29 protein-coding genes, 3 tRNA genes and 2 rRNA genes are annotated in these 24,087 nt (G+C 57.4%); 5 read left to right on the top strand and 29 right to left on the bottom strand.

Translation table 11 applies throughout. The features are described from left to right. The 3 genes from rrf (MCUTH_RS09490) to rrf (MCUTH_RS09480) form a co-directional block, all read left to right on the top strand. Positions 1-115, top strand: a 5S ribosomal RNA gene (gene rrf, locus MCUTH_RS09490); the annotation flags it as partial. Positions 116-222: 107 nt separating this feature from the next. Further along, positions 223-294 (top strand) — tRNA-Cys (locus MCUTH_RS09485). Positions 295-328: 34 nt separating this feature from the next. Beyond that, a 5S ribosomal RNA gene (gene rrf, locus MCUTH_RS09480) occupies positions 329-450 on the top strand. A 650-nt stretch (positions 451-1,100) separates the two neighbouring features. On the opposite strand, the gene MCUTH_RS09475 is transcribed toward rrf (MCUTH_RS09480), so the two are convergent. Beyond that, positions 1,101-1,538, bottom strand: a complete 438-nt coding sequence (locus MCUTH_RS09475) for a hemerythrin domain-containing protein (protein WP_066958389.1) — start codon at positions 1,536-1,538, stop codon at positions 1,101-1,103. Between the two features lie 135 nt (positions 1,539-1,673). Beyond that, positions 1,674-2,123: a hemerythrin domain-containing protein gene (locus MCUTH_RS09470; RefSeq protein WP_066958387.1), complete on the bottom strand. Its 450-nt coding sequence runs from the start codon at positions 2,121-2,123 to the stop codon at positions 1,674-1,676. A gap of 218 nt (positions 2,124-2,341) precedes the next feature. On the opposite strand from MCUTH_RS09470, the gene MCUTH_RS09465 reads away from it, so the two are divergent. Then, the gene (locus tag MCUTH_RS09465; RefSeq protein WP_066958385.1) at positions 2,342-3,652 is read left to right on the top strand and encodes an APC family permease; all 1,311 of its coding nucleotides are present in this window, start codon (positions 2,342-2,344) and stop codon (positions 3,650-3,652) included. Here MCUTH_RS09465 and MCUTH_RS09460 read toward each other — a convergent pair. Both MCUTH_RS09460 and MCUTH_RS09455 read right to left on the bottom strand, forming a co-directional pair. Then, positions 3,649-5,178, bottom strand: a complete 1,530-nt coding sequence (locus MCUTH_RS09460) for an MBL fold metallo-hydrolase (RefSeq protein WP_066958383.1) — start codon at positions 5,176-5,178, stop codon at positions 3,649-3,651. The two genes, MCUTH_RS09465 and MCUTH_RS09460, sit on opposite strands and share 4 nt — an antisense overlap. A 78-nt stretch (positions 5,179-5,256) precedes the next feature. Next, positions 5,257-5,763, bottom strand: a complete 507-nt coding sequence (locus MCUTH_RS09455) for a flavodoxin domain-containing protein (protein ID WP_066958381.1) — start codon at positions 5,761-5,763, stop codon at positions 5,257-5,259. 88 nt (positions 5,764-5,851) lie between these two features. Here MCUTH_RS09455 and MCUTH_RS09450 point away from each other — a divergent pair, with 88 nt between their 5' ends. Further along, positions 5,852-6,493, top strand: a complete 642-nt coding sequence (locus tag MCUTH_RS09450; RefSeq protein ID WP_066958379.1) for a tetratricopeptide repeat protein — start codon at positions 5,852-5,854, stop codon at positions 6,491-6,493. Positions 6,494-7,024: 531 nt separating this feature from the next. Here the strand turns inward: MCUTH_RS09450 and MCUTH_RS09445 are convergent. The 25 genes from MCUTH_RS09445 to MCUTH_RS09330 form a co-directional block, all read right to left on the bottom strand. Then, the gene (locus tag MCUTH_RS09445) at positions 7,025-7,219 is read right to left on the bottom strand and encodes a helix-turn-helix transcriptional regulator (RefSeq protein ID WP_066958377.1); all 195 of its coding nucleotides are present in this window, start codon (positions 7,217-7,219) and stop codon (positions 7,025-7,027) included. After that, entirely contained in the window at positions 7,209-7,676 is a 468-nt protein-coding gene (locus MCUTH_RS09440) for a DUF2178 domain-containing protein (RefSeq protein ID WP_066958375.1), read from the bottom strand. The genes MCUTH_RS09445 and MCUTH_RS09440 overlap by 11 nt, the downstream gene beginning before the upstream one ends. Before the next feature lie 139 nt (positions 7,677-7,815). Beyond that, on the bottom strand, positions 7,816-9,501 hold the full coding sequence (locus MCUTH_RS09435) for a glutamate--tRNA ligase (RefSeq protein WP_066958373.1): 1,686 nt from the start codon (positions 9,499-9,501) through the stop codon (positions 7,816-7,818). 4 nt (positions 9,502-9,505) lie between these two features. Further along, complete coding sequence (locus MCUTH_RS09430; protein WP_066958372.1) at positions 9,506-10,471, bottom strand: polyprenyl synthetase family protein; 966 nt, start codon at positions 10,469-10,471, stop codon at positions 9,506-9,508. A 10-nt stretch (positions 10,472-10,481) separates the two neighbouring features. Continuing rightward, a complete protein-coding gene (locus MCUTH_RS09425; RefSeq protein ID WP_066958370.1) occupies positions 10,482-11,819 on the bottom strand; it encodes an RNase J family beta-CASP ribonuclease in 1,338 nt (445 codons plus the stop codon). Positions 11,820-11,848: 29 nt separating this feature from the next. Next, positions 11,849-12,901, bottom strand: coding sequence for a type 2 isopentenyl-diphosphate Delta-isomerase (gene fni / locus MCUTH_RS09420; protein WP_066958368.1), 1,053 nt, complete (start codon positions 12,899-12,901; stop codon positions 11,849-11,851). Continuing rightward, the gene (locus MCUTH_RS09415) at positions 12,898-13,662 is read right to left on the bottom strand and encodes an isopentenyl phosphate kinase (protein WP_066958366.1); all 765 of its coding nucleotides are present in this window, start codon (positions 13,660-13,662) and stop codon (positions 12,898-12,900) included. The genes fni and MCUTH_RS09415 overlap by 4 nt, the downstream gene beginning before the upstream one ends. Beyond that, the gene (gene mvk, locus MCUTH_RS09410) at positions 13,655-14,524 is read right to left on the bottom strand and encodes a mevalonate kinase (protein ID WP_066958364.1); all 870 of its coding nucleotides are present in this window, start codon (positions 14,522-14,524) and stop codon (positions 13,655-13,657) included. The genes MCUTH_RS09415 and mvk overlap by 8 nt, the downstream gene beginning before the upstream one ends. Continuing rightward, entirely contained in the window at positions 14,525-15,313 is a 789-nt protein-coding gene (amrB, locus tag MCUTH_RS09405) for an AmmeMemoRadiSam system protein B (protein WP_066958362.1), read from the bottom strand. A 27-nt stretch (positions 15,314-15,340) separates the two neighbouring features. Further along, on the bottom strand, positions 15,341-15,949 hold the full coding sequence (gene rpsB, locus MCUTH_RS09400; protein WP_083524847.1) for a 30S ribosomal protein S2: 609 nt from the start codon (positions 15,947-15,949) through the stop codon (positions 15,341-15,343). A gap of 1 nt (position 15,950) precedes the next feature. Beyond that, positions 15,951-17,138, bottom strand: a complete 1,188-nt coding sequence (gene eno / locus MCUTH_RS09395; protein WP_066958360.1) for a phosphopyruvate hydratase — start codon at positions 17,136-17,138, stop codon at positions 15,951-15,953. A 10-nt stretch (positions 17,139-17,148) separates the two neighbouring features. After that, positions 17,149-17,313 (bottom strand): DNA-directed RNA polymerase subunit K, encoded by a 165-nt coding sequence (locus tag MCUTH_RS11425; RefSeq protein WP_083524846.1) that lies wholly within the window; start codon positions 17,311-17,313, stop codon positions 17,149-17,151. Between the two features lie 31 nt (positions 17,314-17,344). After that, positions 17,345-17,419, bottom strand: a tRNA-Pro gene (locus tag MCUTH_RS09390). Next, positions 17,420-17,608 carry a DNA-directed RNA polymerase subunit N gene (locus MCUTH_RS09385; protein WP_066958358.1) on the bottom strand — a complete coding sequence of 63 codons (189 nt, stop codon included), beginning with the start codon at positions 17,606-17,608 and terminating at the stop codon, positions 17,420-17,422. Between the two features lie 33 nt (positions 17,609-17,641). Continuing rightward, positions 17,642-18,043, bottom strand: coding sequence for a 30S ribosomal protein S9 (locus tag MCUTH_RS09380; RefSeq protein ID WP_066958357.1), 402 nt, complete (start codon positions 18,041-18,043; stop codon positions 17,642-17,644). A 13-nt stretch (positions 18,044-18,056) separates the two neighbouring features. Further along, a complete protein-coding gene (locus MCUTH_RS09375; protein WP_066958355.1) occupies positions 18,057-18,479 on the bottom strand; it encodes a 50S ribosomal protein L13 in 423 nt (140 codons plus the stop codon). 5 nt (positions 18,480-18,484) lie between these two features. Beyond that, positions 18,485-18,853: a 50S ribosomal protein L18e gene (locus tag MCUTH_RS09370; protein ID WP_066958354.1), complete on the bottom strand. Its 369-nt coding sequence runs from the start codon at positions 18,851-18,853 to the stop codon at positions 18,485-18,487. Further along, positions 18,850-19,680: a DNA-directed RNA polymerase subunit D gene (locus MCUTH_RS09365; protein WP_066958352.1), complete on the bottom strand. Its 831-nt coding sequence runs from the start codon at positions 19,678-19,680 to the stop codon at positions 18,850-18,852. The genes MCUTH_RS09370 and MCUTH_RS09365 overlap by 4 nt, the downstream gene beginning before the upstream one ends. Then, entirely contained in the window at positions 19,680-20,069 is a 390-nt protein-coding gene (locus tag MCUTH_RS09360; protein WP_066958350.1) for a 30S ribosomal protein S11, read from the bottom strand. Before MCUTH_RS09360 ends, MCUTH_RS09365 begins: the two co-directional genes overlap by 1 nt. Before the next feature lie 4 nt (positions 20,070-20,073). After that, on the bottom strand, positions 20,074-20,622 hold the full coding sequence (locus tag MCUTH_RS09355; protein ID WP_066958349.1) for a 30S ribosomal protein S4: 549 nt from the start codon (positions 20,620-20,622) through the stop codon (positions 20,074-20,076). 12 nt (positions 20,623-20,634) lie between these two features. Continuing rightward, positions 20,635-21,084, bottom strand: a complete 450-nt coding sequence (locus MCUTH_RS09350) for a 30S ribosomal protein S13 (protein WP_066958347.1) — start codon at positions 21,082-21,084, stop codon at positions 20,635-20,637. 34 nt (positions 21,085-21,118) lie between these two features. Continuing rightward, a tRNA-Ser gene (locus tag MCUTH_RS09345) sits at positions 21,119-21,203 on the bottom strand. Between the two features lie 102 nt (positions 21,204-21,305). Continuing rightward, on the bottom strand, positions 21,306-22,283 hold the full coding sequence (locus MCUTH_RS09340; RefSeq protein ID WP_066958345.1) for a deoxyhypusine synthase: 978 nt from the start codon (positions 22,281-22,283) through the stop codon (positions 21,306-21,308). 180 nt (positions 22,284-22,463) lie between these two features. Next, positions 22,464-23,246 (bottom strand): CBS domain-containing protein, encoded by a 783-nt coding sequence (locus MCUTH_RS09335; protein WP_066958344.1) that lies wholly within the window; start codon positions 23,244-23,246, stop codon positions 22,464-22,466. Next, a complete protein-coding gene (locus tag MCUTH_RS09330) occupies positions 23,243-24,085 on the bottom strand; it encodes a CBS domain-containing protein (protein ID WP_066958342.1) in 843 nt (280 codons plus the stop codon). The genes MCUTH_RS09335 and MCUTH_RS09330 overlap by 4 nt, the downstream gene beginning before the upstream one ends. Positions 24,086-24,087: the final 2 nt, after the last annotated feature.

Below are 24,087 nucleotides of genomic sequence, written 5' to 3'. Positions count from 1 at the left end.
GCCAGAGCAGAGGGGAAACACCTGGACTCATCCCGAACCCAGCAGTTAAGCCCTCTTACGTATTGTGTGGTACTGAGGTACGCGAGTCCTCGGGAAGCACGATTCGCTGCTAGTACCTCCCTTCCATGAGAAACCTGCTCTTCTATTGGCCCGCCTTGGTAAAAGTAACAGGTGATAAACCTTAAATACCCAGGTGGTACACCTATAGAAGGTAACACACAGGCCAAGGTGGCGGAGCGGCTACGCGGTTGACTGCAGATCAACTACACCCCGGTTCAAGTCCGGGCCTTGGCTTTCAGCAGTTTGGCCGCATCAGCGGCCAAGCGATAATAGCGGCCAGAGCAGAGGGGAAACACCTGGACTCATCCCGAACCCAGCAGTTAAGCCCTCTCACGTGCTGCGTAGTACTGAGGTACGCGAGTCCTCGGGAAGCGTAACTCGCTGCTATTATCATCTCTCTACTCTGAAAATTGCTCTTTTAGTAAATTATCATGCAACTTCAATCCTTCAGTTCTGTACATGCGCTTCTTTGCTAACCTATTTCCTTGTTCCCGTGGCTCTCCATCTCTCATGCGTGGACTGCCCTTGCGCTGAGTGATAGGCGAGTGTGGTAGCGCGATCAATCAGGCAAGTAAATCGTCAAGAAGAGCGATACTGCAGGAATGAGGGGGGAGCGGCCCCCTATTCCCATCCGAGACTCTCTTACAGCACCCTCCAGGCATCCGGCACGATACCTGGTGCGGCTCATCTTTCCGTCTTCAGAGTCACGGGTGTTTTGAGGTTTTACATTGATGAGAGAAGTTTTTAGGGTTATCTTTGGATCTCAAGATGTGCCGTTGTTACATGGCACCAACGTACCTCTACGCGTTATATTACATTTAACTTTTATCATTTGTCGAACGTATGTGGTTTACCCGCCCGTGGAGGAGTACTGTCATAACCCCGGGTTGACTTTATCCGCTATGATGCCGGCGGGGCCGTCAGATCTCGCGTCTGGGCACTTATACTCTCTGCTTGCGGTCCATCTCCGGCAAGCGTGGCGAGCCTCTCTGCGGGACACCCTCAACACTCATGATGTTACCGTCGCGCTCATCTGCCCATCAGACTGCTATCTGCTGCGCTGCCTCCACCTTCTCGCGCTCGAACGTCTCGGTGAGCTCAAAGAGTGTGTCCCTGCTGAGGTGCCGTTCTGCCAGGGTAAAGACATGCCCCTCCTCCGTCGCGAAGTGCGCCTCAACCACCTCCCTCAATTCACGCAGTGCCGGTATCCAGGCATCATCTCTGAGCGGGATTCGCTCAAACCGCGCGAGGTTTTTGCGAACCTCATCGTGCTCCTCAAGTGACCGGTGGATCTCTTCCGGCACCAGATCCCGGAGTCTGGCGTAGAGTGTGGCCTCCTCCGCATACATATGTCCCGGCAGTTCGCGCCGAAGCGTAATGCACCGGACATCCCGGGTATCCGGATTGCTCTCGAGTTCGTCGAAGAGGTTCCGGATGAGCTCGTGATCGTCCTGGATCAACTCAAGAATCTGTGGCATGTATGGCCTCCGTCCAGACGAGCAATAGGGCAAGTGGCAGATAACGATTTCGCTGGATCCTATCTGATCAAAAGTTCCCGCCAGAAGATTGAAGAGCCGGTGTCGGGCACCGGCCCACATTACGTATCGGTCGCTTCAGCGTGCCGCAACCGGCAGAGCGCTCCTCTTTGACTCAAGGTAACGGCTGTCAAGCTCCGAGAGCTCATTGCTCATCTTCTGTTGCATCTGCGGGAAGATCTTCTCTTCCTCCTCGCTGATATGGTGTTTCACGTTCTCCTGGATCACCACCATCTTCGCCACCCAGATGTCCTCCTCCGATGTGGATGCACCGTCCAGTTGAGAGATCAGTGACTTGACTGCGTTGTGCTCCTCTACCGCCTCAAGCGCCAGGTCCCGCATATCCGACTCTTTCTCAAGCCTTGGATACAGGGCTTTCTCTTCCCCGATGAGGTGCGGTATAATGGTCTCTTTAAAGGTCTGGTACTTCTGCCCTCGGTCGCTTATTCCTTTGCTTGAGAGTTCCGAGAGCTGCGAGAGCACCACCTGGTGCTCCTGCTTTAAGGTCTCAATAATATTCTGCGCCATCGCGATCACTTCCCCACTCCTGCAGGGGGTCTTGCATGGGCAAATCCTGTATATATGGATTGTGTCCATGCCCCGCCATGGGTTGTCGGACTCAATTGAGTGGTCGCAGGTGAGCCTTTTCTGTTGCTTCTTTGTGCCGGTTGCCGATCGGGAGGAGGAGAGAGCATCCCTGATATTCACCGGATATCCATAAATGCAGCAGGCGCGTAGTTTCTCACATGGCAAAAGAGGATCCGGAGGTTCCGATTCCCAGAACAAAACTTCGGCGGGAACTCGGACTGGCTGCAGTCACCCTCTCCGGCGTTGGGATCATTCTTGGGGCTGGAATTTACGCACTCCTTGGAGAGGCGGCCGGGATGGCCGGCAATGCGGTCTGGCTGACGTTTGCAATCGCGGCGACCATCGCCGCGTTCAGCGCCTTGAGTTATGCCGAACTCTCGTCGATGTATCCCCTTGCAAGCGCTGAATTCGAGTATGTCTCCAATGCCTTTGGGAGGAGACTTGCATTTGTCGTCGGGTGGCTGATCATCTTCTCCGGTGTCCTTGGCGCCGCAACCGTCTCGCTCGGGTTTGCCGGTTACTTCTCGGACCTCGTCGGCGTTCCTCGCCTTCCCTCCGCGATCCTGATCATCCTCATTCTTGCCGTGATCCTCTTTTCCGGTATCAAGGAGACCGCCCGGGTCGCGATCACCCTAACCCTCATCGAGGCCGGCGGTATCGTCTTGGTTATCATGATCGGCCTCCCATATCTCGGGCAGGTGAATTATCTTGAGATGCCGCAGGGAATCTCCGGTCTCCTGCAGGCCTCCGCGCTCGTCTTCTTTGCGTACATGGGTTTTGAAGAGATGGTAAAACTCTCAGAAGAGACCAAAAACCCGGAGCGAAACATCCCCCTGGCCCTGATCATCGCACTTGGAATCTCCATCATCCTCTACATCCTGGTCTCACTTGCCGCCGTCTCGGTCGTCGGATGGGAGCAGCTCGCCGCATCCCAGGCGCCTTTCGCCGACGTTGCCGCCGTCGCCCTCGGCCCTGCGGCGTTCACCCTCATCTCCATCATCGCACTCTTTGCCACCGCAAACACCGCTCTCCTCATGATGGTGGCATCGTCCCGGATCATCTACGGCATGGCTTCCTCGTTCTCGCTCCCGCCCATCCTCGCCCGGGTCCATCCCCGCACACGGACGCCCTGGACGGCCATCATCGCTGTTGTGCTCGCCTCAATCATGTTCCTCTTCATTGGCGAGATAGGTTTTGTCGCGAACGTCACGAACTTCACGCTCTTTGTGACGTTCATTCTCATCAATGCGTCCGTGATCCTGCTACGCTACCGTGCTCCTGATGCGGTCCGGCCATTCCGAATCCCCGGAAGCATCGGGCTCCTCCCGATCATCCCGGTGATCGGTATCATCTCATGCTGTCTCCTTCTTGCCCAGCTGGAGCCCCTGGTGCTGCTGGTGGGCGGGCTCCTTGTTGCCATCGGTGCGGCGATTGCCCTGGTCGGGGAGCGGCGGCCGGCCGCCGCCTAATCCTTCGCCTCTTTTGCCCGGTAGCGCTCGACCGTCCCGATGACTTCGAGTTTCCCGTCGTTGAGGACCGAGATGGCGCCGTGGCCGCAGGCGACCAGGCACCGGCGGCCGCTCCGTGCGAGTTCCCCGTCCAGGTCGCGGATCAGTTCGAGCAGCGCTTTCCTCTCTCTTCTCGCGCAGTCGCTGTCGACGTTGACCGAGGTCACCAGGAAGTCGGCGATCGAGTTGTAGCTCTTCCGGTCCTCGTCAAGGCTCCCGAAGTTGATCAGCGTGTCGGCCGTGAAGATGATGCCGTGGTCGGGGCAGAGGAAGTAGACCTGGCCGTGCATGTGCCCGCCGAGCGACTCCAGGACCTCGAACTCGAGATCGTGGACCTGGAACCGGCCGATGACCGGAAAGATCGAGCGTGCGCCGAGGCACTCCCCCGAGAAGAGCACCGGGTCCTCCGGTGGGTTGAAGCGCGAGAAGAGGTTGATGATGGTCGTGTAGACCTCCTCGAGGATCGAGGCCTCGCTCCGCGAGCCGTAGGCCCGGTTTGCCTGGCGGATGATCTCAAGCGACCATGGGTGCATGAACGCAGCGGCATCATAGAGCCCGCCCGCCCCGCAGTGGTCCGCGTCGGCGTGGGTGATGTAGATCCGACGGAGTCGGGTGAGGTCTCCAAGACCGTAGTGCTGGAACATCCGGACGGCGTCCTCGTGGTAAATCCCGTATCCGGTGTCGATCATGACAGTCTCGTCCGGGGCGCGGAGCAGGAAGATGTTCCCGCCGCCCGGCATCTGGAAGCAGAAGACCTCGACATCGTCGCTCAAGGGGATGCGCTGGACGTCTGCGTAGAACCCGTCGTTCCTGGTGTCCCGGAGTGTCCTTCCCGCGCGCAAGATGGACTCAAAGACCTCTCTAGGGTTCTGGCCACGGTTGTTGAGTTCCTGGACGATGTGGTTGATGTCCTGCAGGAGCGAGAGCAGGAACTCGTCTTCTGCAGTCCCGATCAGCCCTCGCAACGCCTGGGCGAATCTGACGTAGAAGACCGTATTGTCAAGTTTCTCGCCGGTCGTATCGTATTCCAGGATCTCGAGGCGATAGCGGGATTTCAACTGGTCGAGCAGGTTCTCGACGATTGCGGTCTCTTCGACGTTTAAGCTGATGGTGACTCTCCCGGGGTCCGGCCGCCGGTCGTCGAAGTCGATATAAGCAATGTTTGCCCCGGCCCCTGTGATATAGGTGAGGAGTTCGAAGAGAGCTCCGGGTTCGTGGGGGAGGTAGATGGAGAACTTGAGATACCCAAGCGCAGGCAGTGATTCCTGGAGGTAACCGATCGCCTGGAGATCTTCCTTTATCAGTGAGTAGGCCGCGGGCGTCGCGGTTACTTCAAAAAAGACCGTGGCAGGATCGATCCTGCGGTCGTACTGGATGCGGTTGATGTTGCCCGAGTACGACTTGATGATCTCCGCAGCGCGGTGCAGTGCGCCCGGTTCGTTGGGCATTCTAGCGATGAAAGAGTACTTATCTGCCCGATTTATCATGATTTTTATAGGTGGGCTGTCGTCATATAAGCACTTTTTCTTGATCCGGACCGTGAAGAAAATATGGTGGATATCTGCTTATGCAGGTTCAATCTTTTGAAGGACAGCCCGCGCCCAGGCGCGGATTGCCTCCCAGTTGCGGAAATCTCCGGTCTTTGCCCGGACAAGTTTCGTGATTGTGCGATCCGCAAGGGATAGGCGGCTGTTCTCCAGTCTTCCCGCAAAGACGCCGACCTCAACGGGTTCTACAAGCATCCGGACCTGGTCCATCGAGGCTTCTGCTTTCTTAATAATATCGGGGTTTCCCTCGTTGACCGTGAGCCCCACGGCGAAGTAGGCAACCGGGATGTTGCGCAGGTCTCGCTGGTGTTGCTCAATGAAGATCTGTGGCTCTGGAAGCCACTTCCCCATATAGATCGGACTTCCGATGATCGCCGCACGGTAGGGGGAGAGGTCGCGAACCTCGCTTGCCGGGCGCACATCAACAGCAACGCCTGCTTTTTGGAGTTCATCACCGATCGCCTCTGCCACCTCGGCGGTTGAACCGTAGCGGCTGGCATAGGCAACAAGAATCCTATCTGCCATGATACACCTATCTCTTCTTTAACCGGGCTTAAACGTTACCAGAGAGTACGGGTTATGTTCTTATGGTTTGATTCCTATTATAGGTCCGATGGCGACCAGAGATGACGGTGCCGGAGCATGGTATCATAGGGGCCTGGCCCTCTGCAGCTCCGGGGATTACAACAGGGCGATCTCCTGCTACGACAAGGCACTCGAACACTCTCCGGACGATCCTCTCCTCTGGAGGCGGAGGGGTTTTGCTCTTCTCAAGGCCGGTCGTTACGCCGAGGCTGCTGCCAGTTTTGACCGGGCGCTCGCCATCGACCCGGACGACGCGACGGCCTGGCAGCGGAAGGGGTACGCGCTCGCCTGCATGGGGAGGGTTGAGGATTCCATCGCCTGCTGCAATCAGGCGCTCGAACTGAATCCGAAGCATATTCTTGCCTGGCAGAACAAAGGATGGGTCCTCGGGAGCGCCTGCCGCTATGATGAGGCAGCGGCCTGCTACGAAGCCGTTCTTCGACTGGATCCCAACCGGGAGTCTGCGGCCTGGCATAGAGAGTATCTGCGGCGGAAGAAGGAGCTCGAGGCGCTTGCATCTGAGATCCGGGAGGCGGAGAAGAACGTCGACGTGCCGGCCTGCATCCGCGACGTCGTCAAGGAGCAGGACTACCAAAACGTTGGTCTCGCCCGGGCGGTCCTCCGGGAACTCGTCCGGCAGGCGGAGCAGGCGGCGATCCCGCACCGGTGAGCGCCCTCGAGCAGCGCCGGTTCATCTCTCTCCTTCCGGGTGCTATCTGAATTGAACTGGGTGTCTTTTGGGTGTTTGGCGGCAGGTTTATCCGGCGACCTGCTCCCGGATCTCAATGCGGAATCGGCATCCGTGGAATGCCCCATCCTCCCATACGAAAACAGAACGCATGCGTTGTGCTCTGGAAGAGGAGGTGGAGGACGTTTTATGATGAGGTCTAGGTGAGTTTGCTCCGGTTGGGTGTAGGCTGGCATGCCGCACGAAATGGCGCCTGGTGACTCCCGTTACCATCGGGGGTGTGACTGGACTCTCCTCTTCCGCGACTCTTATACCCGTGGGGATGCCTCCCCATCGGTTCGGTTTGCAGTCTCGGTCCCGCGATGGGTGCGGGACCGATCCGCTATGTCAATTACAATAAACATTTTGTTATTAATAGGTTACTGATGCCCTACAGTATCGGGCGGTAGGCAGGCTTGTGTGGGAGCGGAGCAAAAAGGAGGGCCTTGGAAACCAGGTTACTTCCGCCCCGGATCATTTGTCGTAGATGAAGATCTCCTCGATCGAGACGCCGAAGAACCGGGCGATCTTGAAGGCAAGTTCGAGCGAGGGGTCGTACTTCCCCTTCTCGATCGCGAGGATGGTCTGCCGGGTGACCCCGAGCTCGTTCGCGAGCTTTTCCTGGGTCAGGTCGTGCATCGCCCGGTAGACCTTAATCTTATTCTTCATCGGTATCCCATTCTCCGTATTTGCGGGCGTAGTATCCTCTGAATCCTACGTAGAGGAAGATCATCAGGCAGAGCAGCGCCATCTGGAAGATCGCAAAACTCCCGACGCAAGGGAGTTCGAGCACGTTGGGAGGAGCCATTCCAGGGGGGCCGGGATGGGGCGGCCGCAGGCCGAGCGGCTTTGAGAACTCTATGACCGCGCTCCCCAGACTGACCGCGAAGAATACCACCCAGAAGACCTCCAGCGTCCGGAGTGCTGCTTTCTGTGTTATCATCGCCGTTCGTTCGTCCTCTATCGTCTCCTCGACCCTCCTCCGCGCTAGATATATCAGGAGGACACCGAGGATGAATGCAGCCTGGATCAGGATCGGACGCTCAATCTCCACCGAGAGCCAGAAAATGCCGACCTCGATGAGCGCAACGATACCGACCAGGAGGTAGAATGAGTTTCGCTTCATATGCAGCAGTTGTATTAACTCTACAGTATTTTGTTATTAAACGTTGACTTCTGTGGATTCCCTCCTCATCCGACCCGTAAAAGAGTACTTGGGGTTGGATCGGGTTCATCCCGCCCCGGACAATCTTCCCGGCGCTGCTTTACCGGTGCGCGAAGTACGCACTCACCCGGCCGCCCTCGACCGAGTCGATCCGGGCAAACCCGATCCGCTCGAACTGGACGACGCGGTCGGCCTCCTCGGCGACCCGAGGCTCGCAGAACCCTTCAAGGCTCCCCTCCTGCTGGAGAAGAGTACAGGGAAGTTTTGCCTCCGCCGGGAGCCACTGGATGATCGGCGCCTTCTCGCTCCGGGCATCATCAAGCGAGTCTCCGGCATAGGAAAGGTGCGGCAGATCCCCATCCCATGCTATCCTGACGTTATAGAGATCCTTGAGCCGGACCATGCTCCGCCCCTCGATCTCCGCCCGCGGGAGGAGGACTTTACCCCCGGCTACAAGCGTGCGGACCCCGCGGGAGGGATCGCTTGGGTGAAGTGATGCATGGGCCTCGCGGTGCGGGGCGCCCTCGATGGTGACCTCGACCGGATCGGGCACGAAGAAGTAGCGATTCGCCTTTGGGTCGACGATCTCTTTGTTCCGGGCGTAGAGGTTCTCCCATGAGAACGATATGTCGGTCTCCCCGATACCGATGTCGATCATGGCGTTCCGGACCGCATCGGGCTCGATACCCCGGCGTGCAATCGCTCGCAGCGTTCCTAGGTGAATATCGTCCCACCCGGTGTAGAGACCGCTCTTTATACCCTCGCGCATCCCCGACGTCGAGAGGACGACGCCCGATATCCCCATTCGACCGTAGTGACGGTAGACCGGCGGTTTCCAGCCGAAGTAATCGAAGATGTAGCGCTGCCGTCTCGTGTTCGCAATATGGTCCTTGCCGCGGATGACGTGGGTGATCCCGAGGAGATGGTCGTCGACCGCGACGGAGAAGTTCATCAACGGAAATACCGTCGCGTCCACCCGCGGGTGGGGGGGCGAGCTCACGATCCGCATTGCGGAGTAGTCGCGAATTGCGGGGTCGGGATGGGTGAGATCCGTCTTAACCCGGACGGTCACGTCACCTTCATAGAACTCTCCATCAAGCATCCGCTGCCAGAGTTCCAGGTTCTCCTCCACGGTCTGCTCCCGGCAGGGGCAGGCCTTCCCCTTGAGTTTGAGTTCGCGGAACCGCTCAGGCTCGCAGACGCAGACGTAAGCGCCTCCAAGTTCGATGAGCTTCCTGCAGAGATCGTAGTAGATATCGAGCCGGTCGCTCTGGTAGACGATATCGGTGATCCCGAGCCCCAGCCACTCGACATCTTCCCGGACCATATCGTATGCCTCAGGATCGACCCTTTTTGGGTCGGTATCCTCAATGCGGAGGACATACCGGCCGCCGTAGCGCTTAACATAGTAATCGTTCAGGATGGAGGCCCGGGCATGCCCGAGGTGCAGCGGTCCGCTCGGGTTCGGTGCAAACCGCATCACCACGCCATTCTCGGCACCCTCAAGCGCAGGGAGTTCCCGGATATGCTCGTGCGTCTCGGTGAGTTCGGCAAGGAGTTCTGGGGCGAGTTCCTCAAGGCGACTCTTCCTCTCCGCCGGGGTCATCGCCGCTACCTCTGCGATCACCTTCCCTGCGATCGGGCCGAGTTCCCTGGCCCTGCTGCGAAACTCCGGATGCTTGCCGAGCACCGTGCCGATGACAGTTCCGCTTTTCGGTGCACTCTCATGTTTCACGGCATTCTGCAGGGCATAAATATAGAGCAGATCTTCGAGACTGTTGTCCATCGTATCAGTTGCCCCGGTCGATGAAGAAGTCGGCTATCTCTGAAAGAAGACGCTTCTCCTCCGAGTTCGGGAGGACCGAGAGCGCCTCCTTTGCGACGGTGGCCCGCTCGACCGCTTTTTCCCGCACCTCATCGATGACGCCTGCATCCTTGAGTTTGGCAATCAGGTCGTTGATTTCTTCGGGCGAGAGACTCCTCCGGTATGGAGCAAGGTCAATTCCTTTCTCACGCGCCTTGATCGCGATCAGGGTCTGCTTCCCTTCCCGGATATCCGATGCCTGGTCCTTGCCGCTTATTTCAGGGCTCGCGAGAAGGTCGATAAGATCGTCCTGAATCTGGAAGGCGATGCCGCTGTTCAGCCCGAACTGATAGAGGGCGTCCGTCTGGATCGGGTTCGCTCCTGCAAGGATCCCGCCGATGGCGGCGGATGCACCGTAGAGGACACCAGTCTTTTTGCTGACCATCTCAAGGTACTCAGCCTCTGAGACGTCGTTCCTCTTCTCAAAGGCCATGTCCATGCTCTGCCCGTCGCAGATCTCGGCACATGTCCGGGCAAGCATCTTCGTCGCCCGAACTTTTGCAGCATCGCTGGCTTCCGAGAGGCAGATGAACTCAAACGCCTTCGCGTAGAGCACATCGCCTGCAAGGATTGCCGTCGGCTCGTCCCAGACGGTGTGCACCGTTGGGACGCCGCGCCGCACACGGTCGCCATCCATGATGTCGTCATGGATGAGGGTAAAATTGTGGGTCAGTTCCAATGCAAGGGCTGCAGGGATCAGGTCGTCCGAGGACCCTTTCCTGACTGCATCTGCAGCAAGCATGACGACCGCCGGGCGGAGCCTTTTTCCGCCTGCAAGCAGCAGGTGGGCGCTCGCCCGGAAGAGGTCGCCATGGACATCACCAAAGTAGCGGTGGATCACCTTGTCGATTCTGTCAGCATTCTTCTCCAGGTAGTCTGCAAGCGTTGTCATGTTCAATCTCCTACTTAATCAAGACGTTCTGCCCGTTCCGGAGGATGTGCAGGTCGTTCCCGAAAGTATACCCGATCTCCTCTGCAAACTTGGCGTATTCCCCGGTCATCCCGATGTCGCCGTGCGACGGGATGACGTGTTGGGGATTTAAGAGGTGCAGGAACTCGTAGTGGTCCTCTTTGTAGGCATGGCCTGAGACGTGCAGGTCGTCGAAGATCCGCACGCCTGCCATCTTGGCTCGGGCCTCGACAAGGTAGCGCTGCCCATAGTTCATCGGGTTTGGAATCACCTTTGCGGAGAAGAGGATCTTGTCGCCCTTCTCCAGTTTGAACGGGGTGTCGCCCATCACGATCCTTGTCAGGATGGCGCCGGCCTCTCCCTGATGACCGGTAACGATAGGAACGAACTTATCCTTTCCGGTCTTCATTATCCGCCGCAAAGTCCTATCGACGGTCCGGCGGTTCCCAAACATCGAGAGCGACTCAGGGAACCCGACCAGTTTCAGCTGCTCGGCGGCCGAACAGTAGCGCTCCATCGATCGCCCAAGGAGGACCGGTTTCCTCCCAATCTCGTGGGCGCATTCGGCGATCGTCTTGATACGGGAGATATGCGATGAGAATGTCGAGACAAAGATGGCGTTCTTGTCGTCCTCATAACTGGTGATGGTATCCCGTACGAGGTCTCGTGCGATCTTCTCGCTCGGGCACCGCCCGCTATCAGCGACGTTGACGCTCTCCACGATGAGGGCAAGTACGCCCTCCTTCCCGATCTGCCGCAACCGGGCGAAGTCCGGCGGCTCTCCGAGAACCGGAGTTCGGTCGAGTTTGAAGTCGTCGGCATAGACGATCGCTCCCCGCGGGGTGTGCAGGACCGGAAAGACCGTATCGATGATGGAGTGCTGACTCCGCACGAACTCGAGGGTCAGGTGCGGGGAGATGGTATACCGCTGCCCCGCTCTCAAGGCGAAGAGTTTATTGTTCACCCCGAACTTCTGTTCGCCCGCAATCTGCTGCCTGATCAGTTCTGTGGTATAGGGCGTGCTGATGATCGGAGCATTGTACCTGTGTGCCAGTTTCGGTATTGCACCGATATGGTCCAGGTGCCCGTGCGAACAGACGATCGCCTTGACACTCCCCTCCACCGCATTCATGATGGTGTCATCAGGAATGGCCTTCATCTCGATCAGGTCCAGAGAATGCATGTTCTCAACATCTGCATCCTCATGGATCATCACCTGGTCGAGGCGCAGACCCATATCAAAGATGACAATCTCTTTTCCGCAGCGGACGGCAGTCATATTTCTGCCGACTTCGTTATATCCGCCCACTGCTATGATCTCAATATCCATGTAATCCTCCGTATTAGGATGTTTTGTGGTCAGTCGCTTGTTTCAATCATTTCCCGGGTTAATCCAGTAATATATGTCCGTACGTTTGAGAGGTCCCGCATCGTCCGGGATCCCGTCAGGAACATTGCAACCTCGAGTTCTCGCTGTATCGCATCAACTGCTGCAAGGAGCGCGTCTTCACTCTCCATGGCCGGTTTCAGGAGGGGGAGCGCCATGCCCCCGAGATCTGCCCCGAGTGCGATTGCCTTTGCAATATCAATCCCTGATCGCAGCCCACCCGTTGCAATGATCGGGCCTCCTACCTTTCGCACCTCGCGGAGGCTCACCACTGTTGGTATGCCCCAGGATAGGAACGCTTCCCCGAGTTCGGCGAGTCTGGGGTCGCTTGCTCGCAGGCGCTCGATCTTCGCCCAGGACGTGCCTCCATACCCACCGATATCAATTGCGCTTGCTCCTGCCCCCCGGATTGCCCTTGCAGTCTCGGCCGATATACCGGATCCGGTTTCCTTCACGATGACCGGATAGGGAAACTCTTCACAGAGGGTGCGAAGCGCAGCAAGGCACCCTTCTGCATTGTGATCGCCCTCTGGCTGAATCGCTTCCTGAAGCGAGTTAATGTGAATGGCGATCGCCTGTGCATCGATCATCTCGACAGCCCGCTCCGCCCACTCGATGCCGTGGTCGCGCAGCTGAATGATCCCGAGGTTCGCACAGAGGAAAGCATGTGGCGCCTCCTCCCGCACGACGGTGAAACTCCCCTCCAATTCGGGGTTCTCCAATGCCGCTCGCTGAGAACCAACACCCATGCCGAGGTTATATCGTTCGGCGACACGCGCCAGCCTTCGATTCACCTCGAGAGTGTCCGGATGCCCTCCGGTCATCGCTGCAATGAAGAGGGGGGATGAGAGTGTTGCTCCAAGAAACCGCGTTCTGGTATCGATCGCGTCCATATCACACTCGGGGAGGGCGTTGTGGACCAGTCGGACATCCCCGAATCCTGCATCGCCTGCTTCAACGGGGTTCTCACAGCAGATGATCAGATGGTCACGTTTTCTTGATGATGTAATGGTCTCTCTGGTCATGATACACCCCGTCTGGCCACTATTGTCCCGCCGTGCCCGGTGCCGTCAAGGAACTGGCCGATCTTAGAGACATGGAAGATGTGCGACTCGATTCCGGCATCAGCGAGTGCAAGGAGTTCCATGAGTTTGCCTTTCATCCCTCCGGTCACGTCGGTCTTCGACGATCCGCCAACAGTGAGCGTCTCAAAAACGGTCCGATCGACTCGCGGAACGACCGATCCATTCTGCAGTACGCCGGGGACGTCCGTTGCAAGACCCACCCGCCTGCTCGAGAGCGCGATGGCAAGCCGGGTCACCAGTTGATCGCCCGATACGATGCACGATCCCTTCAGGCGGTCCATCACCACATCGCCGTGCAGCACTGGTACAATTCCGTGTTCTGTCATCTCGGCAATATGGCGGGTCTCAAACGAGACCAGACGGCCGTCTTCGGCGAGAGCGAGATCGAGCGGATGGATGCCGACTGCCTCGACTCCGGCATCCCGCAGGGCAGCGACGACCGCATCGTTCAGTCTTGAAGCGGCTGCATGCGTGTAGTAGACGCCGGGCACGTTCTCTTTCGTGAGGCCGTCGTTGATTCGGTAACGCCGGGCCTCCGGGTGCCCGCATGATCCCGCACCGTGAACAAGCACGAGCGCGGAAGCTCTTCGTGCGGCAAGTTCGTCCGCGATCTCGTGCAGGCGAGCGTGATCGATACTGCATTCGCCCGACTTATCGGTGATCACGCTCCCGCCCAGTTTCAGTATCACGGTATCAGTCATGCTTCTCTTTTCGTACACCATCCGTATCGATGGTCGTGATGATTGCTCTTCCTTCACAGGCTTCGATGGCACCGGCGACCCGGTTCTTTGCACGCCTGGGGCAGAGGGCAATGATGCAACCGCCGCCTCCGGCTCCAGTGATCTTTGCACCGTACGCGCCGCTTGCCCTTGCAGCGAGGATGAGTTTACTGCTTGTTGGATGCCCCACACCGAGCGCCTCAAGGAGGGCGTTATTCATGTCCATACACCGCCCCAGTTCTTTTGGGTTGTTGATGTTGTGGAGGGCGCTGAGCGTCACGGCCCCGATGGCATCGAGTATTGGGTTTGCGATCTCCGGATGCTTTTTCTGCAGGTCTCCGACCAGTTCCACCATCTTTGAGGTGCTGTGCGGCACCATGGTGTTTCCTACGACGATATGAAGGCTCTGTGGCGGGAGTCTCCGTTTGGAGTTCCCTGTGATGAGCACCATTCCTCCGTTCGTCGAGACATAGGTGTCGGTTGGGCTTGCCCGCCCGTTCTGAACTTTTTTCTCGACGGCAAATGCCATCTCAGCGATCTCCTCACGGGTGTGCCCGATATCGAACTCATCGTTGATCGCAGAGAGTGTTGCCACCGTGACCGCGGCCGATGATCCGAGCCCTGACGAGCTCTGGAGTTGCGAGTGGACATAGACACTGCCCCGGACGCCCAACATATTGAAACATTCATTAATGTAGGGCGATTTCGCACGTGTTGGGTTGCGGGACTTCCGCACTGTGACAAAGACCCGGGGCTTAATTGCCATAGCTACGCCTGGTTTTCCGTAGACCACTGCATGCTCACCGAACAGGAAGACCTTGCCCGGTGCGCTCCATGTTGCCAATTATACCACCGCTATTGCTGCATACCCCACTACCTGGTTAAAGTCCCCTGTCACGTTGCCGCTGGTTGTATACCGCAGGAGTTCCCCGGTCTTTGCGCCTAGCGACCGGCAGACGATGCACATGGTCGCTATCGGACCGTAGCCGCATGCCGTGGCTCCGGTCTCCTGGAGCCGGCGGTAAAATTCATGCGTATCCAGGTTTTTGAGTGCATCGATAGCGTAGAGGTCCTGTCGGCGGGCCACCTCGTCCGGGACGTAGTGTGAGAAGTCGCTTGAGGCTACAAAGCGCACGTCTCTTCCGGTGCGTTCTGTCGCCAAGAGTAGACGCTCTGCAAGATTCTCAGCAGCCTCATGACGCTGGTCTCCCATCATTATGGGTACAGCCCTTGCTCTCGGGAAGCGGTATTTAATGATGGGCATCTGCACCTCGAGCGAGTGCTCGTCCAGGTGTGATACTTCATCAACCTCGATCTCCAGCGCATCGATAAACTCTTCATCAATATCGACGATCCCGAGGGGGGTCTCCCACGGCACGGCAGAGGCACAGGTCATGTACCCCCTGTGGCTCGGACCGATGACAACGAATGTGCCATCAAAATCAGGCGGTATGGTGGAGAAGGCACAGGCTGCAGTCTCCCCGGAGTATACGTACCCGGCGTGAGGGGAGACGATGCCCCGGGCATCGATCTCCGGGGCCCGTTTCTGGAAGAATGATTCCAGCAGTTGCTCCAGATGCCTGGGCTCGGCAGGGTAGAACATTCCCGCTACACTGCATGGGCGCATATCCATCAAGATTGAGCTCTGTGCCTTCGAGTCTTATAACTCTGTCTCAAAGTCTTCAGGAGTGAGTGATGTGGCGACACCGCGCAGGCGGAGCATTTCCTTTGTCAGGAGGTAGTAGATCATCGAGAGCGCTTTCCTGCCCTTGTTGTTCGTCGGGATCACCACGTCGACGTACTTCGTCATGTTGTTGGTGTCGCAGAGGGCGACGATCGGGATGCCCGCCTGGACTGCCTCGGTGACTGCCTGGGAGTCGCCGATGGGGTCGGTCACCACGATCACATCAGGCTCGATGTACTTGTTTAAGCGCTGATTAGTGAGCATCCCTGGGATGAAGCGCCCGATGACAGCCATGGCGCCGATTGAATCGGCAAACATCTTTGCCGGATACTGGCCGTACTGCCGGGAGGTGACAACCAGGATCTTAGCGGGTTCATACTGCGAGAGGAACTTCGCAGCGGTCTTAATCCGCTCGTCAGTCGCCTGGATATCCAGGATGTAGAGCCCATCCCCGCGGACACGGTAGATGAACTTCATCATGTCTTTGCTCTTCTGCTGCGTGCCGATGTGCACACCTGCTGCGAGGTAGTCTTCAACGGGCACCAGTGGTTCTTTCAGTTCGATCTCAAGTTCGTTTCCAGTCAAGTTAGATCAGCTCCTCTATGCGAATCAGTTCGTTCAGTTTGGCTATCCGTTCCCCGCCGACCACGCCGGACTTGAGGAAGATGCATCCAAATGCGGTTGCAAGGTGTGCAATCGTTGCGTCGGTGGTCTCACCGGAACGGTGGCTCATGACCGTCTCCATACCGTTCTCCTGGGCGAGGTTTATCGCCTCAAAGGTATCGGTGAGTGTTCCGATCTGGTTTGGTTTGATCAGGACGCAGTTTGCCGCGCACGTCTCGATGCCCTTCGTGATCCGTTCGACGTTGGTCACAAAGAGGTCGTCACCGCAGATCAGACAGCGGTCTCCAACCTGTGCGGTCAGGTCGGCGAATGCCTCGAAGTCCTCCTCGTAGAGGGGATCCTCGATGTAGATGAGGTTGTAGCGGTCGACAAGTTCTGCTATGTAGGCGATCTGGTCTTCGCGGCTCCGTGAGGCATCTTTGTAGCGATACTGCTTGCCGTCCCAGAGTTCGCTAGACGCTACGTCGATTCCCATCCGAACCTCAACGTTCATCTCATCAGAGACGGTGTTGATCGCCTCACTCATGATCTCGAACGCCTCGGCGTCGGATATTGCGGGTGCCCAAGCACCTTCATCCCCTTTGCCGGAGAGTTTGCCCCGTTCCTGCAGGATCTTCTTTACAGTCTTATGAACGGCAGCGTTCACAAAGACCCCCTGCGTTGCGCCGGATGCCCCGGTGGGTACTACCAGGAACTCCTGGATAGATGTGGCATTCGGGGCGTGAGCGCCTCCACCGATGACGTTGCCGAGCGGCAGGGGTGTCGCATTGGCAAATGCGCCGCCCAGGTACCGGAAGAGGTCCAGGTCAAGAGAGGATGCAGCTGCCTTTGCGCATGCGAGAGATAGTGCTACAGCGACATTTGCGCCGATTGAACTGAAGTCGGTCGTACCGTCGTGTTCTCGAAGCAGCGCGTCGAATGTGATCTGATCGAGAGCGTCTTCACCAATGAGCGATGGAATCAGGTTCTTCTGCGCATCCTCGATAGCCTCACGCGGAGGTCTCACCTTTGCTTCATAGGTCCCGGTGCTCGCCCCGCTTGGTGCTGCAGCCCGGCCAAAGCCACAATCTGTGTAGATCTCAGCCTCGACAGTCTCGTTTCCGCGGCTATCCAGGATCGTTCTTAGGATAATCTGTTCAATGGTCGCCATCAGATCACTACTATCTCTTCACTGTTATAGGGATCACGCCTCGATCGAACTCTTCAAGTGCGATCTCAAGCGGCTCTGTCTTCGCTGTTTTGATCAAAACAGGTGCACCCATTGATATCTGCAGAGCACGAGCCCCTATAATTCGCGCCCGTTCATACCGGGTATACGATTCCATCGTGTAGCCTCAGAATCAATTAATACTAAAATGGGGTCGCTGAGATTTGAACTCAGGTCACAGCATCCCGAACGCCATAGGATAGTCCAGGCTACCCCACGACCCCTCACTGATACGGATACAGGTCCTCCACTATTTCCTTGTGTGTCAGCAGCATTCGTCTGCAGCAGTACCGCTCCAGACCGAGACTGTCGAGGATCCGTCCCGGATCCTCGCCTGCATCTCGTCGCTCCTTGAACTCCTCCCAGGCTGTAGAGATGACCTTACCGCATGTAAAACATCGTACGGGTATCATAATAATGGTCCTCCATCCCTTATATTTCTTTCCTCACCTGTAGGACTTCTGGAACTTTGCCCGTGCACCGCGGCCGTGCGGTTTCTTGGTTTCCTTCTGCCTGGAGTCGTTTACGAGCAGTGTTCGGTCATACGCAAGGAATGCATCTTTAATCTGGGGATCGTTATGCCACTCCACAATTCCGCGCGCAAGCGCTGTTCGAACTGCTTCTGCCTGCCCCATCGTACCGCCGCCTGAGACGTCGATCGCTGCATCGATGCCATCGAGCGCGTTCGGAATCAGCAGCAGGGGCTCAGAGATCTTCATGCGAATCAACTCGGTTCCGTAGATCTCCAGGGGAATGGAGTTGATCCGGACCCGGCCGTTGCCGGGCTTCAGGGTTGCCCGGGCGATTGCCGTCTTTCTCTTACCGCTTGTGTTGATGATCTTTGCCATTCCATCACCCTATTTAGTATTTTGCTCCGAGGTTGGAACTGATTGTTCCGATGGTCACATACCTCGGGCTGCTCAACCGGTCGATGTGAGCCTCTGGAATCGACTCGGCCTCCGCTCCGCTGAACTCTGCCGGAACGCCGACATATGCCTTGATCCGCTTGAATGCAGCAACGCCACGCTCGCGCTTATACGGGAGCATGCCGCGGATGGTGCGCTTGACGATCTGGTCGGGTCTACGCGGGAAGAACGGACCGCCCTCACGGGAGCCTCGCATGCGCTTTGTATTGTAGTTCTCAAGCACCTGTGCCTTGCTTCCGGAGACGATCGCCTTCTCCGCGTTCACGATGGCGATCTCCTCGCCGGCAAGAGCACGCTGCGCGACGATGCTGGCCATCCTTCCGAGCAGTAGTCCATCTGCATCGATAACTGTAACCATCCGTCTCACCTGAGAATCCGTACCTTGCTCCCTTTCGGGTTGTCCCGAACAAGGTCCTCGATAGTCATGCACGTCCCGTTGGCGCTGGTGATCTTGCTCACCGCGGTCTCGGAGAAGTCCAGTGCAGCAATCTTTACCGGCAGATTGAGTACGCCACTGCCAAGCACCTTACCCGGCACCAGGATCGTCTCATCCCCGTTTGCGTAGCGGTTGATCTTGCTGAGGTTTACTTCAGCGTAGTTCTTCCGGGGTGCATCCAGTCTTCTTGCAATCTCACGCCAGATGCTTACCTCATGTACGCGCGACGCATCTTTGAGCGTCATGATGAGGGCGGTCAGCCGGGGGTTTGATTTGTTCTCGGTTGTCTTCTTCATGCAGTCCCCTCTCCCGTTATCTCGTTCATCACACCTATCAGGTCATTTGATGATTTCTGAATGTATTGAAGCGCTCTCTCGATGATCTCCCGGACGGGCAACGATCCGTCGCTCTCCACCACAAAGATGAATCGGTTCGTGTCGCTGCCAATATGGATGGCTGGCTCACTGCCTATGCCGCCGGAAAGGCATGCCCGCTCGCAGAGTTTACATAAGGAACAGTACTCCAGCCGTCCTTCGATGACCTGAACTTTCCCCTGTCTGGACTCTAGCACCCCGCGCGGGCACTCGTCGATACACATGCCGCATCCATCGCACCGCTCATCGATGGCGATTTCAGGATACGTTTTGTACCCGCAGGCGGTTGTTGCCTGCCACTTGGCGTGCTCTTTTCCAAAGCCAATAACAGCCTGCGCTTCGAGCACGACCTTCTGCTCCTCGGCAAGGGTGATAATGGGGATCTTATCCTCCGTTGGAGCGGCGTCGGGATCCTGAGGTATCAGGTCGCTCGAGTAGACGGTCTTTGGTCCCTCAACGGAGAGGGTATAGGTTGCGGTGCAGGCCGGACATCCGGCGCCGCCGCAGGTGCATTCGCTACGTGGTCTGTAGCGTTCCAGATCCGTCCGGAGCGGTATGAGTCCCAGTCGGTGGGCCAGCATCTCGTCGAAGAGGACACTCGTGTTGTCGTAAATACGGACATCTTCTATAGCGAGCGTCGGCACTTCGCTGATCATCGCACGCCGGAACATATTGGCGAACGATATGGAAACACCACTGATGGTGAATTTGGCGACTCTCTCATCCAGTCGAGAAAACGCTATCTCCATTACACTCTCCTTCCTCTCCGGCCGCCCTTGCTGCGGATGCTGTCGTGGGGCACCGGGGTGACATCTTCGATGCGGCCGATCTTCATCCCGGCACGGGCAAGAGCGCGGATTGCTGCCTGAGCTCCAGGCCCGGGGCTCCGCTGCTTGCCGCGGCCGGGTGCACGCACCTTCACGTGGACGCCGGTAATCCCCTTGTCTCGCGCGTTCTGCGCAACCTGGATTGCCATCTGCATGGCAGCATATGGCGAGCTCTCGTTCCGGTCCTGCTTCACGACCATACCGCCGCTGCTCTTGGTAACAGTCTCGGCGCCGGAGAGATCCGTGATCGTGATGATGGTGTTATTGAAGGACGCAAAGATGTGGGCAATGCCCCATTTCTCTTCTGCCATGGTTTTACCTCACTCCTGCGCGGGCGATGCGGCTTCTCTCGGGGTGGACGTCGTTCGTGAATGGGGAGGAGCCGTAGTAAGTAATCTCTGCCTCTTCAGATCTCTCGACCCGGTAGCCCGGAATGGTCACTCTGCGGCCGGCGATTGCAATGTGGCCGTGGGTGATGAACTGGCGTGCCTGCTTGGGAGAGCGAGCAAGTCCCTTGCGGAGGACCAGTGTCTGAAGGCGACGGTCGAGCTGCTGCTCGACTTTGAGCGCAAGAACGTCACTGACATCGGCGTTCTCACCAACAAGCCCGTAGCGGTAGAGGTGGTTGAGGAGCTGGTCCCTCTTCTTCTGGTACTCCTCAGGACTGGTACCTGCCGACCGCAGTGCCACCAGTTCCCTGGCTGCGGCGCGGTATTTCCGCAGCACGCTCTGAGCCTTCCAGAGTTCACGCTTGTTCCGGAGCCCATAGTCGATGACGAGTTGTTTTTCATCCTCGATCCTTGTCTTCTCGAACCGCCGCTTGGGCGTCGCGTACTGCTTGTGGTTTTTACCTGGGTATCCCATTTAATCACCGCGTTACTCTTTCTTTCTCTTGACGCCGACGGTCATACCCGTTCTTCCAGTGGACTTGGTGCGCTGACCACGGACCTTCTGTCCGGTCTCGTGCCGGATACCGCGGTAACACCGCATCTTTCTCATCCGGTTGACGTCCTCGTCGTTCACCAGGGTCAGATCGGTGCCGAGGAGGTGGCGGGATTCTCCGGTGTAGACATCCTTGGGACGGTTTACCATCCAGTCCGGGACCTGCTCGATGTAGGTGTCGACGGCGGTTGCAATTCGCTCGATAGATGCATCATCCAGCTTGCCGAGCACTGCACGGGGATCCACATTGGCAAGGGCGGTGATGGTGCGTGAAGTGCGTGGACCAATGCCCTTGATCCCGGTCAGTGCGATATGCACTGCCTTCGTGCCGTCGAGATCAGTATTTCTGATCCGAACAAAGTACTTTATCTCTTCTTCATCCATGTAATCGCCTCATCATCGACGTTGTCGGTGAAAGCGCTGAGGGAGGGATTTGAACCCTCGAGTCCCAGGGGGACACAGGTTTAGCAAACCTGCGCCATACCAGGCTTGGCTACCTCAACATAGAATTTCGCATCTTTCGATACTCGCAACACCTGAGGTATTGCTCCAGACACAGCATTCTATGACTTGTGCCTATAGACTTTGGCGTGTTATGTTAATAATTATTGTGGTGATTGGGAGGGGCGGCGAGCACGCTCAACCCCGCTCCCAATCAGGCCTGAAGCGACGATGGGGAGAGCAATCGTCGCATCACAGAAGCACTGGACCCGCGGTGACTCGGGTGCTTCCTTGCCCCAGCTGATCGCCTCTTCGAATGTGCACCCGGAGAGACCGCCCCAGTGGGGGGCATCCGTAGTGTACTGAATTGCGTAGGCATGCCCGCCGAGGTCCTGCTCGTGAATTGAGGCGATGACCTGCGTCTGCTGGATGAAGTTCTTCGGCACACCACCGCCGATATAGATGACGCCGGTCTTTTTCGCCTCCTCGACCATGCGGGTGATCTCGTCGGTGTCGGCGAGTTGGTCGATATTCACGTCGACCCCGCGCCGGCGGGCCATCACGAGACCGATGCCAATGGACGAATCGCCGAGTGCGGGGATGAATATCGGGACGTCATACTCGGCGCAGGTGGCGACGAGCGACTGACCCTGTGGCCGCCGCTCGCGGAGCCATTCTCCGAGACGCCGGATAAATGCGCGTGACGATCCGTTGAACGGGGCAATCTCGTCGGCGAACCGGGCAATCTCCGCGTCGACGCTCCGGAACTCTTCCTCGTATGCAAAGACATCGTAGATCCGGTCGATGCCCTCTTTGAAGAGTGCGGTATCGTCTGCGTGGTGGTGGCCGAGATAGTGGCGCACGCCGAGGTGCTCGCAGGTATCATGGAAGATGTTTGCACCTGTCGAGACGATGACATCGACGTAGCGGTGCCTGACAAGCTCGATCAGCACGTTCTGCATCCCTGCCGGGATCATTGCCCCCGACAGCCCCATGAATATCGTGCAGTCCGGATCCCTGACCATCCTTGTCCAGACCCCGAGCGACTCCCCGAGTTTTCGCCCTTGAAAGCCGGTCTTGCTCATAGCCTCAAGGAGGGCCGTTATATTACTGTTTGGTTTGACAGGCTGCGTTGGTTTCATGGAAATATCGTGATATCGTTTCTGGTTATGGGGTATTAATGGTTGGTGCCGGGTCGGGTGAGACCCGCCGCCAGGAACTCAACGGGCGGAGTTGCAGATACCGGTAATAAGACCTGATCTCTGATTGAATACCACTGACCGAACCTCGCCGGCCGCAAAAAAGATTTTTCAGAGCCCCTCTCACAGGGCCTGAACAAGCGAATTCCTGGTTACGATTCCGGCAATCTTGCCGTCCTGCATGACCGGGACGGAACTGATGTTCTTCTTGAGCATGAGATCGATGACATCCGAGACGTCCGTATCCGCGTCCACCGAGATCAGGGGCGAACTCATGATATCGCGCACGAGCAGGTTTCTGATCCGGTAGTCCTGGCGGGTTCCTTCCACGATGTCCTTGAAAGCATGGAGCGCTTTTGCGACGTCGGTCTCCGTGACGATCCCAAGGACCGTATCTCCGTCCTCGACGATGAACCGGTTGATGTTGTTGTCCAGCATCCTCCTGCGGAGGTGGACAGCCCGCTCCTCGGCCTGAATGAAATGCGCCGGTTCCATTGTTTCCAGGAGGTTGCCGGCCGGCCGGAGCACTTTGAGGAGGTCACCTGCCGTCACCTGTCCTATGAGACGGTGATCGGAATCAAGTACCACGACGAGTTTGTAGCGCTGGAGCAGCGGCACCAGAATGTCGATGCTCTGATCCGGGTACGCGGAGGTGAAGTTCTCTTCGACGGTGTTTGCGACATGTATGGATGTGGCTTTCAGTGTATGGGTCTTTCTGCTCCCGAGTGACTCGGCGATTGCCGCACGGGATGTTGTGCCGATGACCGTGCCGTTGTTGGTCACGATAAGGGGATCGACGCCCTCATCAAGCATCTTCTCGAGCGCTTCGCTGACATAGGCAGACTTGGCGATGGTGATCGGTTTTGCCATCACGTCTTTGATAAGTACCTGTAATCTGTCGCTCATTTTGCCACTTCCTTGATGATATCATCTCTCTTGAGCACACCCTGAATATCATCATCCTCCACTACGACGAGACTGTTGATCTGGTGCTCCAGCATCAGCCCGACGGCGTCCTGCAGGGATGCGTTCGGAGCGATGGTGATGACAGGACGGCTCATGATGTCCTCTGCAACTGCCGATACCTCTACGACGTACCTGAACCGTTTCTGCCCCGCCGGCTCTTCCTTTCGGAGATGTTTGACGTCCTTTCTGGGCAGATTCATCCGTTCATCCAGGTACTCATAGAACGCGAGATTACTCTCCGTAATAATGCCGGCAAGGCTTCCATTGTCATTGACAACGATAAGTTTATCGTTTTTTCCCTGAATCGTGTTGATGACATGGTCAAGTGAGTGATACCGGTTGACCGTGACTGCCTCTTCCATAATCTCGTCGACCCGGGCTTGCAGCCCGCGTACGTAGGCAGAACGCATAACGTCAAGTTTGGTGACGATGCCGACCACCTTGCCATCATCGTCGACTACGGGTAGTCCCGAGATGTCCCGGTCGAGCATTCTGATCGCGATATCCCGGATACCGGTCTCCTGAGTTACAGTAATCGGGTTAGGTGCCATCAGTATGCTGACCGGTATCCGGTCGATGGGTCGCCGACGCCACATTGGTTCCGTCTGCCTGAGTCGATACGCGATATCTTTCTTGGTGAGGATGCCCTGGAGCGTCTCCTCTTCCATGACCGGGAGCCTTGACACGCGGTGCTTGAGCATCAGGTTTCGCGCATAGGCGACGTTATCGGTTGGTGCAACGACGTGCACCGGAGCGGACATCACATCAACGGCACGCATAC

It is taken from the genome of Methanoculleus thermophilus, assembly GCF_001571405.1.
Lineage (GTDB): Archaea > Halobacteriota > Methanomicrobia > Methanomicrobiales > Methanoculleaceae > Methanoculleus > Methanoculleus thermophilus.
The sequence above is the reverse complement of the archived record's forward strand: the minus strand, read 5'-3'. Positions and strand labels throughout refer to the sequence as shown.

Bases quoted from the DNA above. Each gene is read 5' to 3' on its own strand.
- MCUTH_RS09475 (WP_066958389.1), bottom strand. From the start codon at position 1,538: ATGCCACAGATTCTTGAGTTGATCCAGGACGATCACGAGCTCATCCGG.
- MCUTH_RS09470 (WP_066958387.1), bottom strand. From the start codon at position 2,123: ATGGCGCAGAATATTATTGAGACCTTAAAGCAGGAGCACCAGGTGGTG.
- MCUTH_RS09465 (WP_066958385.1), top strand. From the start codon at position 2,342: ATGGCAAAAGAGGATCCGGAGGTTCCGATTCCCAGAACAAAACTTCGG.
- MCUTH_RS09460 (WP_066958383.1), bottom strand. From the start codon at position 5,178: ATGATAAATCGGGCAGATAAGTACTCTTTCATCGCTAGAATGCCCAAC.
- MCUTH_RS09455 (WP_066958381.1), bottom strand. From the start codon at position 5,763: ATGGCAGATAGGATTCTTGTTGCCTATGCCAGCCGCTACGGTTCAACC.
- MCUTH_RS09450 (WP_066958379.1), top strand. From the start codon at position 5,852: ATGGCGACCAGAGATGACGGTGCCGGAGCATGGTATCATAGGGGCCTG.
- MCUTH_RS09445 (WP_066958377.1), bottom strand. From the start codon at position 7,219: ATGAAGAATAAGATTAAGGTCTACCGGGCGATGCACGACCTGACCCAG.
- MCUTH_RS09440 (WP_066958375.1), bottom strand. From the start codon at position 7,676: ATGAAGCGAAACTCATTCTACCTCCTGGTCGGTATCGTTGCGCTCATC.
- MCUTH_RS09435 (WP_066958373.1), bottom strand. From the start codon at position 9,501: ATGGACAACAGTCTCGAAGATCTGCTCTATATTTATGCCCTGCAGAAT.
- MCUTH_RS09430 (WP_066958372.1), bottom strand. From the start codon at position 10,471: ATGACAACGCTTGCAGACTACCTGGAGAAGAATGCTGACAGAATCGAC.
- MCUTH_RS09425 (WP_066958370.1), bottom strand. From the start codon at position 11,819: ATGGATATTGAGATCATAGCAGTGGGCGGATATAACGAAGTCGGCAGA.
- fni (WP_066958368.1), bottom strand. From the start codon at position 12,901: ATGACCAGAGAGACCATTACATCATCAAGAAAACGTGACCATCTGATC.
- MCUTH_RS09415 (WP_066958366.1), bottom strand. From the start codon at position 13,662: ATGACTGATACCGTGATACTGAAACTGGGCGGGAGCGTGATCACCGAT.
- amrB (WP_066958362.1), bottom strand. From the start codon at position 15,313: ATGGATATGCGCCCATGCAGTGTAGCGGGAATGTTCTACCCTGCCGAG.
- eno (WP_066958360.1), bottom strand. From the start codon at position 17,138: ATGGCGACCATTGAACAGATTATCCTAAGAACGATCCTGGATAGCCGC.
- MCUTH_RS11425 (WP_083524846.1), bottom strand. From the start codon at position 17,313: ATGGAATCGTATACCCGGTATGAACGGGCGCGAATTATAGGGGCTCGT.
- MCUTH_RS09385 (WP_066958358.1), bottom strand. From the start codon at position 17,608: ATGATACCCGTACGATGTTTTACATGCGGTAAGGTCATCTCTACAGCC.
- MCUTH_RS09380 (WP_066958357.1), bottom strand. From the start codon at position 18,043: ATGGCAAAGATCATCAACACAAGCGGTAAGAGAAAGACGGCAATCGCC.
- MCUTH_RS09375 (WP_066958355.1), bottom strand. From the start codon at position 18,479: ATGGTTACAGTTATCGATGCAGATGGACTACTGCTCGGAAGGATGGCC.
- MCUTH_RS09370 (WP_066958354.1), bottom strand. From the start codon at position 18,853: ATGAAGAAGACAACCGAGAACAAATCAAACCCCCGGCTGACCGCCCTC.
- MCUTH_RS09365 (WP_066958352.1), bottom strand. From the start codon at position 19,680: ATGGAGATAGCGTTTTCTCGACTGGATGAGAGAGTCGCCAAATTCACC.
- MCUTH_RS09360 (WP_066958350.1), bottom strand. From the start codon at position 20,069: ATGGCAGAAGAGAAATGGGGCATTGCCCACATCTTTGCGTCCTTCAAT.
- MCUTH_RS09355 (WP_066958349.1), bottom strand. From the start codon at position 20,622: ATGGGATACCCAGGTAAAAACCACAAGCAGTACGCGACGCCCAAGCGG.
- MCUTH_RS09350 (WP_066958347.1), bottom strand. From the start codon at position 21,084: ATGGATGAAGAAGAGATAAAGTACTTTGTTCGGATCAGAAATACTGAT.
- MCUTH_RS09340 (WP_066958345.1), bottom strand. From the start codon at position 22,283: ATGAAACCAACGCAGCCTGTCAAACCAAACAGTAATATAACGGCCCTC.
- MCUTH_RS09335 (WP_066958344.1), bottom strand. From the start codon at position 23,246: ATGAGCGACAGATTACAGGTACTTATCAAAGACGTGATGGCAAAACCG.
- MCUTH_RS09330 (WP_066958342.1), bottom strand. From the start codon at position 24,085: ATGCGTGCCGTTGATGTGATGTCCGCTCCGGTGCACGTCGTTGCACCA.